This window comes from Azospirillum sp. CT11-132 (assembly GCF_047302835.1).
Taxonomy (GTDB): Bacteria; Pseudomonadota; Alphaproteobacteria; order Azospirillales; family Azospirillaceae; genus Azospirillum.
The window spans coordinates 2,170,001-2,182,672 of the sequence record NZ_JBGLZA010000003.1 but is presented as its reverse complement, the minus strand read 5'-3'; the positions used below and the strand labels follow the sequence as shown (position 1 = coordinate 2,182,672).

The window sequence follows — 12,672 nt, the reverse complement described above, 5'->3', positions numbered from 1 at the left end:
CCGAGCCGGGCGAGGGCTTTTTCACTGCCATCCTTACTTACGCCCGCGCCCGCAGGTAGGGGGTCAGGCGCCATTCGGCGAACTTGATCAGGCGGGTGGCGACGAAATTCAGCACCAGATAGATCGCCCCGGCGACGATGAACAGCTCGAAGACCGCGAAGGTCTGGGCGATCATGCGCCGGGCGATGCCGGTGACCTCCATCAGCGTGATGGTGCTGGCGAGCGAGGTCGCCTTCACCATCAAAATCACCTCGTTGCCGTAGGCCGGCAGCATCTGGCGGATCGCCACCGGCAGCACGATGCGGCGGAAGGCCAGCGCGCGCGACATGCCGCAGGCCCGCGCCGCTTCCACCTGTCCCTGCGGCACCGACAGGATGGCGCCACGCAGGACCTCGCTGGTATAGGCGCCGGTGTTCAGCGTCAGCGCCAGGATGGCGCACCAGTAGGGCTCGCGCAGGAAGGGCCAGAGAAAGCTGTCGCGGATGAACTCGAACTGGCCGAGCCCGTAATAGACCAGGAAGATCTGCACCAGCAGCGGCGTGCCGCGGAAGACGAAGACATAGGCCGCGGCCAGCTTTTCCACCACGCGGTTGCCCGACAGCCGCAGAAGCGCGACGGCGAAGGCGACCAGCGCCCCCAGCGCCAGCGAACCCAGGATCAGCTGCAGCGTCAGCGACAGGCCGCCGAGCATGCGGGGCAGGCTGTCCCACATCAGTTGCCAGTTCATGGCCTCAGGCCCTCCGGACGCCGCGATTGGCGGAGATTTCGGCGCGGTTGAACAGCGCCGTCGAAATGGTGGTCAGCAGCAGATAGAGCACGGCGGCGGTGCTGTAGAACAGGAAGGGCTGGCGCGTGGCGCCCGCCGCCAGATGGGTGATGCGCATCAGCTCGGCCAAGGCCGTCACCGACACCAGCGCCGTGTCCTTCAGCGTCAGCTGCCAGACATTGCCAAGGCCGGGCAGGGCGAAGCGCAGGGTCTGCGGCACCAGCACCCGGCGCAGGATCAGCCAGCGGCTCATCCCGCAGGCGCGCGCCGCCTCGATCTGACCGAAGGGAACCGACTGCACCGCGCCGCGGATCACCTCGGTCGAATAGGCACCGGAGATCAGCCCGACCGCCAGCACGCCGATGGTGAAGGCGTTCAGGTCGACCCGGCCGTCATAGCCGAAGGCGGCGGCAATGGAGGTCGCGACCCCGCTGCCGCCGAAGAACAGCAGATAGATCACCAGCAGTTCGGGGATGCCGCGGACGATGGTGGTGTAGAAGTCGGCCAGGACGTTCAGCGCCAGGGAGTGGCTGAGCTTGGCCGAGGCGCCGAGCGATCCGACGACGATGCCGAAGGCGAAGGCCGACACGGCGACCGCGACGGTCATCGCGGTGCCCATCAGAAGCTGTCCGCCCCAGCCGTTGGGACCGAAGGAAAGGAGTTCCAGCATTGGCACGCCCGGTAAGGCCCGCCGGGCGCGGCGCGGACGGCCGGCCGTACGGGGTTCAGCGAACGGAGATCACGGAACGACTGGCGCCCGGTTGCCGTGAAGGCCGCCGGGCGCCGTTCCGATCAGACAGGAGAGCCGAAGGCCCGCCTTACTTGGTCCCCTTATTTGGTGGGGGAGATGTCGTAGCCGAAATGCTGGGTGCTCAGCTTCTTGACGGTGCCGTCCTTCAGCGCTTCGGCGATCGCCTTGTCGAACATCGCCTTCAGGTCGGCGGTGTCCTTGCGCAGGCCGACGCCCATGCCCTCGCCGATCACGCCGCCGATGAAGTTCGGGCCGACGATGATCATCTTGTCCGGCGTGGCCTTCACCACCGCCTCGACCACCGAACGGTCGCCCAGCATAGCGTCGACGCGGCCGGAGCTGAGATCGATGCCGGCATTGTCGATCTTGTCGTAGGTGCGCATGGTCACCTTCGGCAGATGCTTGTCCATGAAGTCGGCCTGGATGGTCGACACCTGGACGCCGACGGACTTGCCCTTCAGGGCATCGGCCAGCTTCTCCAGCACCGGCTTGGCCTTGCCCTGGTCGTTCAGGTCGACGCGGTCGGCGCCGAGCGCCAGCGACTTGGCCAGCGGCGAGTTGGCCATCACGGCGAACACCGACGGCTCGGTGCCGTAGGGAACCGAGAAGTCGATGACCTTCTTGCGCTCGTCGGTGATGGTCATCGCCGACATGATGGCGTCATACTTGCCCTGCTGCAGGGCCGGGATGATGCCGTCCCAATCCTGGGCGACGAACTCGCAGGTGACCTTCATGCGCTTGCACAGGTCGTTGCCGAGATCGACCTCGAAGCCGGTCAGCTTCCCCGAGGTGTCGGTGGCGTTCCACGGAGGATAGGCGCCCTCGCTGGCGATGCGGACCGTCTTCCATTCCTTGGCGTTGGCGGCGCCTGCCGCGGCCACAGCCATCATGGCGCCGAGCGCCAGGGCCGAAACGATCTTCTTCAACGAACACACTCCTCTGTTCGGTTCGCCCGTTCTCTCGCCCCTGCCGGGGCCGGGCTGTTTCTGACGGTCCGGTCCTGCCCTCTGCCTCGTCCCCTCACGCCGCGCCGGACAGATGGCGCGAGAGGAACTGCCGCACCCGGTCCGAGTCGGGGTCGGTCAGCACCTTGTCGGGTGACCCCTCCTCCTCGATCCGCCCCTGGTGCAGGAAAACCACCTTGGACGCCACTTCGCGGGCGAAGCCCATCTCGTGCGTCACCAGGATCATCGTGTTGCCTTCATCCGCCAGTTGGCGGATGACGCGCAGAACCTCGCCGACCAGCTCGGGATCGAGCGCCGAGGTCGGCTCGTCGAACAGCATGACCTTGGGCTGCATGGCGAGCGCGCGGGCGATGGCGGCGCGCTGCTGCTGGCCGCCCGACAGCTGGACCGGATAGGCGTCGGCCTTCGCCAGGATGCCGACCTTGTCCAGCAGCATGCGGGCGCGGTCGATGGCCTCCGCCTTCGGCACGCCCAGCACATGCACCGGCGCCTCGATCACGTTCTGCAGGATGGTCATGTGGGTCCAGAGGTTGAAGCTCTGGAACACCATGCCGAGGCTGGTGCGGATGCGCTCCACCTGACGGGTGTCGGCGGGGACGCTGGCGCCGCCGCGCGTCTTCTTCAGCGCGATGGCCTCGCCGCCGATGACGACCCGCCCGTCGTCCGGGATCTCCAGCATGTTGATGCAGCGCAGCAACGTGCTCTTGCCCGAGCCCGACGAGCCGATCAGCGTGATGACGTCGCCCTCGCGGGCGGTCAGCGAGACGCCCTTCAGCACCTCCAGCTCGCCGAACCGCTTGTGCAGATCCTCCACGACGACGGCGGCGGGAGCGGACTCGCTGACTGGCGGGTGACGGTGCATGCGCGAAAAACCGGCTGGTTCGGGTGGCGAGGGACAGCTGCGCCGACGCGGCGGGCCGAGGCGGCCGGCCAAGGCATCGGTATGACCATTGCGGCACAGGCTAGACCGGGGCATGCACGTTTCGCAACGCAGATTTCACATCAAATGCACGTTAAGCCGCTTGTGTCCGGAAACAGTGCGTTACCACAACAAAAGTACCAGAATCTGCGGCCCCAGGATACGCAGGCACATCGCCAGCGGATAGACGGTGGCGTAGGCCAGTGCCGGAGCCTCCGACGCGACCAGCGCGTTGGCGTAGGCCAACCCCGGCGGGTTGGTCTGCGACCCGGCCAGCACGCCGCAGATGGTCAGGAAGTTCAGCTTCATCAGCCCGCGCGCGACCAGCCCGGTCAGCAGCAGCGGCACCAGCGTCACCAGCACGCCCCACATCATCCAGGGCCAGCCGGCGCCGCTCGCCAGCGTGGCGACGAAGCGGTCGCCCGACGCGATGCCCAGCACGGCCAGGAACAGGATGATGCCGATCTCGCGCAGCGCCAGGTTGGCGGCCGGCGGCATGAACCACACCAGCGGCCCGACATGGCCGACGCGGCCCAGGATCAGCGCGACGATCAGCGGCCCGCCGGCAAGACCGAGGCGCAGCGGCGCCGGCATGCCCGGCAGGAAGATCGGGATGGCGCCCAGCGCCGCGCCCAGCGCGATGCCCAGGAACATCGGGATCATCTCCACCTGCTGCAGCTTGCGGGCGGAGTTGCCGAAGACCCGGCCGACGGCGGCGAGGCTGTCCGGCCGGCCGATCACCGTCAGGATGTCGCCGAACTGCAGCTTCAGCGCCGGGGTCGGCACCAGCTCCACGCCCGACCGGTTGACGCGGCTGACCACCACGTCATGGGCGTCCTGCAGGTTCAGCGCCGCGATCGACTTGCCCAGCACCGCGTTGTTGGTGACGACGATGCGCTCCCATTTCAGGTCGGTGCCCTTGGTGGTCAGCGGCCGGTCGAACTCCTGCCCCAGCAGGGTCCGCACCTGCTCCAGCTTCGGCCGCGGCCCGACCACATGCAGCACGTCGCCCAGCTTCAGGCAGGTGTTGTTGTGGGGGACGCAAAGCGTGCCGTCGCGCAACAGGCGGGAGGCGACCACCCCATGATCGCACAGCGCGTCGACGGACCCGAGCGGCCGGCCCTCAAGCTCCGGGTTGCGTACGGTCAGGTCCATGGTCTCCAGCGTCGACACCTCGGCGCGGCGACACTCCTCGAAGCGGGCGGCCTCGACCTCGGGGTCGATGCGGAACAGGATGCGGACGGCGGCCATCGCCAGCAGGTTGCCGGCGATGCCGAAGGGATAGGTGACGGCGAAGGCAAGGCCGGGCAGGGCCATCACCGCCGCATCGGCCCCGACCTCCGTCAGCACCTGCTGGGTGGCGGCCAGCGCCGGGGCGTTGGTCACCGCGCCGGAAAACACGCCGAGCGAGGAGCCCAGCGACAGCACCCCCGACGACACCAGCGCCGCGGTCAGCAGGATGCTGGACCCCACCATCAGCAGGGCCAGCCCGTTCAGCGCCAGCCCGCTGCGACGGAGCGCGGCGAAGAAGCCGGGGCCGACCTGGATGCCGATGGTGTAGACGAACAGGATCAGGCCGAAATCGCGGATGAAGTCCATCATCTCCGGGTTGAAGGCGATGCCCGCCTGCTTGGCGATATGGCCGCCGGCGATGCCGGAGAACAGAACGCCGCCGATGCCGAGCCCGACCCCGCGGATCTTGATATGGCCGAGCGCCACGCCCGCCGCCGACACGAGACCGAGCATGAGCACCACCCGCGCGATCGGCGGCATGGCCTGGAGAATGTCTGCGAAAGCCGACATGGAGCAACTCGCTTCCTGAACACATTTGGGCAAACCGCCGCCGCGTTCGGTGGGATCCCCGATGACTGCGGCACTTCCCCTTCGATTGGGGACGACGGCGCGACGATGCGGCAGGACTGCGGGCAAAGCGTTGATTCAGAACAAGTGCACGGCCTTTAGCCGTGACAATCCCGACGTCCGGCGCTGCGGCGAACGCATGGAAGTGCAGCGCTGCGAGCCATGCGGCCCGTCATCGGGCGGCGTCCGATTCCTCGAACTCCATCCAAATTTTGCCATTTTCTTCCCCTAGACCTTATCTCAAGCAACCGGCCCCGCAGGTCGCGCACCGGCGTTCCCCTAGCGCCACCGCAGCGACGAACGAAGCCGTTCCACAAGGTATCGACCGGCCGGACCCGGCCGGACGCAAGGCCATCGCGAGAACCCCCTCGCGGTGGCCTTTTCTTTTGGGCGGGTTGTTTCGGGCGAGATGGCGGCGGGAGGCTGCGACAGCATTCTTGCTCAGGCTTTCCCGTTCCCTTGTGCTATAGCAGCGCCTCCCTCAACCGGAAGCGCGACCCGTTCCCATGCCCGTCTTTGCCGGATCAGAGCTGACCTGCCTGCGTGGCGACCGTCTGGTCTTCACCGGGCTGGAGTTCCGCATCGCCCCCGGCGGTGCGCTGGTGCTGCTCGGTCCCAACGGCAGCGGCAAGTCCAGCCTGCTGCGGGTGATGGCCGGGCTGCTGAAGCCGCTGCGCGGGACGTTGGACTGGGACGGGGTGCCGGTTTCCGAGGATCCCGACGGCCACCGGTCGCGGGTGCAGTATGTCGGCCATCTCGACGCAGTGAAGCCGGTGCTGACCGCGGCGGAGAATCTCGCCTTCTGGGCGGCGCTGGCCGGTGCCGCCGACCCGGCCGCCAACGCGCGGGCCGCGCTCGACCGGCTGGGAGTGCCGCACATCGCCGGGGTGCCGGGCCGCTATCTGTCGGCCGGTCAGAAGCGCCGGCTGAACCTCGCCCGGCTGCTGGCGGCACCGGCGACGCTGTGGCTGCTGGACGAGCCGACCGTGGCGCTCGACCGCGCCGCCATCGCCCTGTTCGAGGGGCTGATCGCCGAACACCGCGCCCAGGGCGGCATGGTCGTGCTGTCCACCCACACCGACATCGCCACCCCCGGCGGCGAGGAGCTGCATCTGGACGAGTTCGCCCCCTACGCCGACGATGAAGAGGCTGGCGACGAAGACCATGAGGAAGAGGGGGCCGCGCCATGAGCCGTTTTCTGCGCCTTGTCGCGCGCGACCTGCGGCTGGCCCTGCGCCAGGGGTCCGACGCCACCATCGCCGTCATGTTCTTCGTGCTGTGCGTGGTGCTGTTCCCCTTCGGCGTCGGGCCGGAGCCGAACATCCTCGCCCGCATCGCCGCCGGTGTGATCTGGGTGGCGGCTCTGCTCGCCTCGCTGCTGTCGCTGGAGCGGCTGTTCCAAACCGATTACGAGGACGGGTCGCTGGAACTGCTCTCGCTCTCCCCCCTGCCGCTGGAGGCCGCGGTGCTGGCGAAGACGCTGGCCCATTGGCTGGTCACCGGCGTCCCGCTGATCGTCGCCGCGCCGCTGCTGGCCGTTCTGCTGAACATGGATGCGCAAGGGTTCGGCGTTCTGGTGCTGACGCTGACCCTGGGCACGCCGATCCTCAGCCTGATTGGCGCCATCGGGGCGGCGCTGACGCTGGGAGCGCGGCGCGGCGGCGTGCTGCTGTCGCTGCTGATCCTGCCGCTCTACATTCCCGTGCTGATCTTCGGCGCCGGCGCCATCGACGCTGCCATCAACGGGCTGACCCCGCGCCCGCACCTGCTGCTTCTCGCCGGCATCCTCGCCGCCGCCCTGCCGCTCGCCCCTTGGGCCGGGGCCGCGGCCCTGCGGCAGGCGGTGGAGTAGGGGGCTTCCGCGCCCTTACGACTTCGTCGCCTTTTCCGGCAGCAGCTTCTCGATCGCCTCGCGCACCTTGTCCGACTCGGGGTCTGTCATGGTGGAGAACCAGGACACCAGCTTGCCGTCCGGCCCGATCAGATATTTGTGGAAGTTCCAGCGCGGCTTGGCGAGGAAGCCCAGTTCGTCGGCCGCCCAGCGGTAGAAGGGATGGGCGCCGTCGCCCGACACCACCGTCTTGTCGGTCAGCGGGAAGTCGATGCGGTAGTTGACCTCGCAGAAATCCTTGATCTGGGTGGCGTTCCCCGGCTCCTGGCCGCCGAAATCGTCGGACGGTACGCCGATCACCACCAGCCCGCGGTCACGGTAATGCTGCCACAGCGCCTCCAGCCCCTTGTATTGCGGGGTGAATCCGCATTGAGAGGCGGTGTTGACCACCAGGACCGCCTTGCCCTTGAACTGCGACAGCGGCAGCGGCTTGCCGTCGATGCCCTGGAAGGTGAAGTCGTATGCGCTGCTTGTGGCGGCATTGCTTGCGGCGGTGCTGCTCGCGGCTATGGCGCTGGCGGCTCCCATCACGGAAAAGACCGCCGCCATGGCGACGGTGCGAAGTCGGGTTCGGACGGTCATCGGTAGGGCTCGGCGGTTGGAGGGCTTTGCATCCTTACGTCTACGATGCCCGATACGAGGTCCGGCGCCTATCGGATCATGATGGGACAGGCCGGTCGCCCATCGCATCAGGTCTACCCCTTTCGGACGGGTAGCCACGGCGCCCGTGGATCGACAGTTGATAGGTAAGGATGCACGGCGATCGATCGTCGCAATCCTTACAACCGTCCTTGTCCACCGAACAGCGCCCGAAAAATGTCCCAACCGGCCGAGCCTCAGCCTGAGCATAAAAATCTATCCCATCGAAATGGGTACGCGGACGCCCGCCCGGCTGCCGCCGCTCCCATCGCCGATGCAAGCCCATTCCAGGAGAACAGGCCGATGAACGCCGGAGCCGTCATGCAGGACACCCAGTCGCCCCACACGGCGATGTGCCGGGTGGCCCGTGCCGCTGCCAAAGCCGTGGTGGCCGTCACCGCGGTGCTGGCTTTCGGCGCCGCCTTGTCGACGCCGTCGCTCGCCGACCCAGGCGAGCATGGCCGCGGCCACGCCTGGGGCCACCACAAGAAGAAGCACCATCACGACGACGGCCCGGTCGTCATCTATGGCGCGCCGCCGCCGGTGGTCGTGGTTCCGGCCCCGCCGCCCCCGCCGCGCGTCGTCTATGCGCCTTCCTACGCGCCGCCGGCGGTCATCTATGCCCCGCCGCCCCCTCAACCGGGCGTCAGCGTCCAGATGAACATTCCGCTCCGTTAACGATCCAAGTTTTCCAAGCGCTCCGGCTGTCGGCCTTACCCGGCGGCCGGAGCGTTTTGCGTTTCGGCACCGCTGTCACGGGCTGTGACCATCCTGTGCCCTTGTCGCGCGTCCCGCCCCGTGTCAAGGCCTGCTCCCTGCAGGCCCTTTGCCCGCCGTCCGCATCGCATCCGTTGAAAAGCCTGGATCGTCAGTCCTTTCGTGACAGGACCCGCCTGCACCGGTAGGATCGCGCGGCCTGTCGCGAAGGCGGTAGGCCGTTCGGGTGATTCACGGAAACTCAACCGATGTCCGGCCATCTGTCGGCTGGGAGCATCTTGCGGCCCGTGGTCGGTATCGGGGAGGGAAAGACCGAATGTTCGTGATGATCGGCTTCGGCATCGTGATCTTCAGCGTGTTCGGTGGCTACATCCTCGGCGGTGGCCACATGGGCGTGCTGTGGATGCCGTTCGAGTTCATGATCATCCTGGGCTCCGGCGCCGGCGCCTTTTTCATCGCAAATCCAAAATCTGTGGTGACCCACACCGGCAAGGAGCTGGGTCACCTGTTCAAAGGACCAAAATACAAGAAAGAGGACTTCCTGGAGGTCCTCACCATGATGTATCAGGTCTTCAAGATCGCGAAAACCAAGGGCCTCCTGGCACTCGAACAGCATATCGAGAAACCGGAAGACTCACCGCTTTTCCAGCAATTCCCAAAATTCTATGGCGACCATCATGCCATCGCCTTCCTCTGTACCTATCTCCGTCTGATGTCGCTTGGTGCGGACAATCCGCACGAGCTGGTCGACCTGATGGACGAGGACATCGAGACGATGCACCACGAACACCAGCGCATCGCCGACGCCATCCAGGCGGTGGCCGACGCGGTGCCGGCGCTGGGCATCGTGGCGGCGGTGCTGGGCGTGATTCACACCATGGGCTCGATCACCGAGCCGCCGGAAGTGCTGGGCAAGCTGATCGGCGGCGCGCTGGTCGGCACCTTCACCGGCATTCTGGTCGCCTACGGCTTCCTCGCCCCCATCGCCAGCGGCCTGAAGAACATCTATCACGCGGAAGGCAAATATTATCAGGCAATGAAGACCGGACTGATCGCCCATCTCTCCGGCTACGCGCCCGCCATTTCGGTGGAATACGCCCGCAACGTGCTGGAACCGGAATACCGTCCGACCTTCGCCCAGGTGGAAGAGGCGACCTCCGCCCTGCCGCCGGCCTGATCCGTTGTCCTGATCGACGGAGGGGCCCGATGCCGGACATCGACATCGCCTGGAACGAGGGAACGGTCGGCGAGTGGGACGCCCTGTTCGCCCGCGTTCCGCGCTCCACCCTGCTGCAGAGCTTCGCCTATGGCCGCGCCATGGGCCGCACCTATGGCCATGTCCCACGCCTTGGCGTGATCCGCCGCGACGGCGAGCCGATCGGCCTCGTCCAGACGCTGGACCGCCGCATGCTGAAGGTCTTCCACGACCGCCAATGCTACCGCGGCCCGCTTTGGCTCGACGGCACGATCCCCGATGCCGCCACGCTGGAAGCGGTATTCCGCCTGCTGCGCCGCGCCTGTCCGCGGTCGCCGCTCAGCCGCGCCAGCCTGTTGCCGGAACTTCCCGCCGGGCCGGAGACGGAGGCGCTGCTCGCCCGCTGCGGCTTCCGTAAGATCGGACCGGGCTACCAGACGGTCTGGTTCGACCTGACCCGCAACGAGGAGGCGATGCGCGCCGGCTTCGCCCGCGACTGGCGGCAGCGCTTGCGCGGGGCGGAGAAGGCCGGCCTCGTCCTCGACACCGATTGGAAGGCCGACAATCTGCCCTGGCTGATGAAGCAGGAGCACGACCAGGCGCTGGAGAAGGGCTTTCGTGCCATGACCGGGCCGCTGGCCGTCCGCCTGCGCAACGCCATGGTCAAGGGCGGTGGCCGCAATGAGGGTGTGGTGATGGTGACGGCGCTCGACGGCCGCGCCCCGGTCGCTTGCGGCCTGTTCTTCCGCCATGGTGTCTGCGCCACCAGTCAGATCAGTTGGGCCAACGAGTCGGGCCGCAAGAGCGGCGCCATGCGGCTGGTGCTGTGGAAGGCCATGCAGGAGCTGAAGCAGCATGGCGTCCGCGCGCTCGATCTCGGCGGCATCAATCCCGACACCGCCCCCGGCGTCACCGAGTTCAAGCTCGGCACCGGCGGGGAGGCGGTGGAGACGGTCGGCCAATACCGCTGATGCGCTTTGCCTGATGATGGCCGGGACGGTTCCGGCTATCCTTACCTGCGTGCCGACTAGACACGCCCTTACCGCACGGGATGTCCGCCATGTCAGACCTCGAACCCCTGAAGCCCGGCGAAGCCGATGTCGCCATCGAACGCGCCATGCAGCAGCGGCCGAAGGCGATGATCATCCGCGACAAGCTGCAGAAGATGCTGGAGGACGAGAACACCGCCCGCCAGTTCGTCGGCGCCATCCGCAACATGATGAACAAGGAATAGGGACACCGGCGGCCTCCGCCGCCGGATTGCCTACCAGCCGGTCAGCAGCTGTTCGCCTTGTTGCAGCCCTTTTCCTCCACCGACGCCGGTGCCGGAGTGCGCGCCAGCTGCAGGCCGCCGCGGCTGTCATCGAACATCTTCTCGATCGACCGCCGGGCCTGCTGGAAGGCCTGAAGCTCCCGCCCCTCCAGCTTCTCGCCGGTCGGCAGGTCGACGGAGCGCGGGTTCACCTGATGGCCCGTCTTCAACACCTCGTAATGCAGGTGCGGCCCGGTCGACCGTCCGGTGGTGCCGACATAGCCGATGATATCGCCCTGATCGACCCGCCCGCCGCGGCGGATCGACTTGGCGAAGCGGCTCATATGGGCATAGGCAGTGGAGATCTCGGTGTTGTGGCGGATGCGGACATAGTTGCCGTAGGAGCTGCTGCGTTCCGCGATCTCGATGGTGCCGCGGCCGGCCGCATAGATCGGCGTCCCGGTCGGCGCGGCGAAGTCCACGCCCTTGTGCATCTTGCTGAAGCCCAGGATCGGATGGTGGCGCATGCCGAAGCCGGAGGTGATGCGGGCGCCGTCGATGGGCGTGCGCAGCAGGGCGCGGCGGATGCTTTCGCCGTCGCCATTGTAATAGTCGATCCGCCCGTCGCGGGTCTTGAAGCGGTAGATCGGCATGTCGTCGCCGCTCAGCGTCAGCGAGGCATACAGAAGCTCGCCTTCGCCGGCCTCCTTGCCCTCCGTCGTGACCAGCTTCTCATACAGAATCTCGAAACGGTCGCCCGGCTGCAGGTCGCGCTGGAAATCGACGTCGTAGGAGAAGTTCTGGATGAACGCCATCATGACCGAGATCGGCACCCCGGCCTGGGCCCCCGCCTCGAACAGGCTGGAGCGGATGACGCCCTGGGCCGCCACCGGCTTGCGCGTGACCGGTTTCTCGATCTGGCTGGAGGTGAAGCCGGCATCGCCCTTACGCGCGATCGACACCGACCGCAGCGGATCCGGCGCGAATTCGAACCCGACGAACTTGCGGGCACCGCCGCGACGCGGTTCGAACAGGACCGTCACATGCTGGCCGACCTGGAGACGACGCGGGTTATAGACCTCGCGCAATGCGGCCACCGCATCGTGGGCATCGTTGGCCGGCACATTGGCGGTGGACAGCAGATCCATCAGCGTATCGCCGCGGCCGATGGACAGGGTGTGGCGGTCGACCGGTCCGATGGCGCGTTCACTGTCCCCGGCATCGTCCTTGGCCTCGGAGTTGCTCTCCGCGCCCAAGTTTGGCTTCACCGCCGGCTTGAAAGCATGGGGAACCCGGCCATTCGGCGCATCCGCGTTGCGCGCGACAACAGTCGCAGGCGTCAACGCACCGGCCGAGATGATGGCAAGCAAGGCGAGCGTGGGAAGGCGGGAGAGCCTCGAACGCACCGTCGTCCTCCTCCTGTAACCCCAGGGCCGCCCAGCGGGCTGTCGGCGATGGCCGTCACCAAAGGTGTTAAGCCTATAGATCGGACGATGCTGGACCGGTCCGACCCTGTCAACCGACACAAGACCGCAGGGGTGAACTCTGGGTGAACCCTATGGGAACACTATGGATTGGCGCGCTCGGACGGTCGCCGGCCACGCCGCGGTTGGTGGGTCGTTCCCTTACACTGAATCCGGTGCAGGCTCCGGTGAAAAACGAACCGTCAGGAATTTTTCATCGAAGCGCAAAAAAGCGCTTGCGTGGTTTGGGTGAG

Annotated in this window: 13 protein-coding genes; 6 read left to right on the top strand and 7 right to left on the bottom strand. The window is 67.1% G+C overall.

Going from position 1 to position 12,672, the window contains the following annotated elements; translation table 11 throughout:
* Window positions 1–37: 37 nt before the first annotated feature.
* The 5 genes from ACCD06_RS16240 to ACCD06_RS16220 form a co-directional block, all read right to left on the bottom strand.
* Complete coding sequence (locus ACCD06_RS16240) at window positions 38–727, bottom strand: ABC transporter permease (protein WP_109074857.1); 690 nt, start codon at window positions 725–727, stop codon at window positions 38–40.
* 4 nt (window positions 728–731) lie between these two features.
* A complete protein-coding gene (locus ACCD06_RS16235) occupies window positions 732–1,436 on the bottom strand; it encodes an ABC transporter permease (RefSeq protein WP_109074856.1) in 705 nt (234 codons plus the stop codon).
* Window positions 1,437–1,597: 161 nt separating this feature from the next.
* A complete protein-coding gene (locus ACCD06_RS16230) occupies window positions 1,598–2,452 on the bottom strand; it encodes a lysine/arginine/ornithine ABC transporter substrate-binding protein (RefSeq protein ID WP_247871307.1) in 855 nt (284 codons plus the stop codon).
* 85 nt (window positions 2,453–2,537) lie between these two features.
* Entirely contained in the window at window positions 2,538–3,344 is an 807-nt protein-coding gene (locus ACCD06_RS16225; RefSeq protein ID WP_109074854.1) for an ABC transporter ATP-binding protein, read from the bottom strand.
* 180 nt (window positions 3,345–3,524) lie between these two features.
* A complete protein-coding gene (locus ACCD06_RS16220) occupies window positions 3,525–5,204 on the bottom strand; it encodes a putative transporter (protein ID WP_413341814.1) in 1,680 nt (559 codons plus the stop codon).
* Between the two features lie 563 nt (window positions 5,205–5,767).
* Between ACCD06_RS16220 and ccmA the strand changes: the two genes are divergently transcribed.
* Together ccmA and ccmB are read left to right on the top strand one after the other, a co-directional pair.
* Window positions 5,768–6,451, top strand: a complete 684-nt coding sequence (gene ccmA, locus ACCD06_RS16215; protein WP_109074853.1) for a heme ABC exporter ATP-binding protein CcmA — start codon at window positions 5,768–5,770, stop codon at window positions 6,449–6,451.
* Window positions 6,448–7,113, top strand: coding sequence for a heme exporter protein CcmB (gene ccmB, locus ACCD06_RS16210; protein ID WP_098740972.1), 666 nt, complete (start codon window positions 6,448–6,450; stop codon window positions 7,111–7,113). The genes ccmA and ccmB overlap by 4 nt, the downstream gene beginning before the upstream one ends.
* A gap of 15 nt (window positions 7,114–7,128) precedes the next feature.
* Here ccmB and ACCD06_RS16205 read toward each other — a convergent pair whose 3' ends face one another.
* On the bottom strand, window positions 7,129–7,734 hold the full coding sequence (locus ACCD06_RS16205) for a glutathione peroxidase (protein ID WP_413341811.1): 606 nt from the start codon (window positions 7,732–7,734) through the stop codon (window positions 7,129–7,131).
* Window positions 7,735–8,094: 360 nt separating this feature from the next.
* Here ACCD06_RS16205 and ACCD06_RS16200 point away from each other — a divergent pair, with 360 nt between their 5' ends.
* The 4 genes from ACCD06_RS16200 (at window position 8,095) to ACCD06_RS16185 (ending at window position 10,937) form a co-directional block, all read left to right on the top strand.
* Window positions 8,095–8,469: a hypothetical protein gene (locus ACCD06_RS16200; RefSeq protein ID WP_413341809.1), complete on the top strand. Its 375-nt coding sequence runs from the start codon at window positions 8,095–8,097 to the stop codon at window positions 8,467–8,469.
* Between the two features lie 355 nt (window positions 8,470–8,824).
* A complete protein-coding gene (gene motA, locus ACCD06_RS16195; protein WP_109074851.1) occupies window positions 8,825–9,685 on the top strand; it encodes a flagellar motor stator protein MotA in 861 nt (286 codons plus the stop codon).
* A 29-nt stretch (window positions 9,686–9,714) separates the two neighbouring features.
* Complete coding sequence (locus ACCD06_RS16190; RefSeq protein WP_413341807.1) at window positions 9,715–10,674, top strand: lipid II:glycine glycyltransferase FemX; 960 nt, start codon at window positions 9,715–9,717, stop codon at window positions 10,672–10,674.
* An 89-nt stretch (window positions 10,675–10,763) separates the two neighbouring features.
* Entirely contained in the window at window positions 10,764–10,937 is a 174-nt protein-coding gene (locus tag ACCD06_RS16185; protein ID WP_158281987.1) for a hypothetical protein, read from the top strand.
* 41 nt (window positions 10,938–10,978) lie between these two features.
* Here the strand turns inward: ACCD06_RS16185 and ACCD06_RS16180 are convergent, their stop codons facing one another.
* Complete coding sequence (locus tag ACCD06_RS16180; protein WP_413341805.1) at window positions 10,979–12,211, bottom strand: M23 family metallopeptidase; 1,233 nt, start codon at window positions 12,209–12,211, stop codon at window positions 10,979–10,981.
* Window positions 12,212–12,672: the final 461 nt, after the last annotated feature.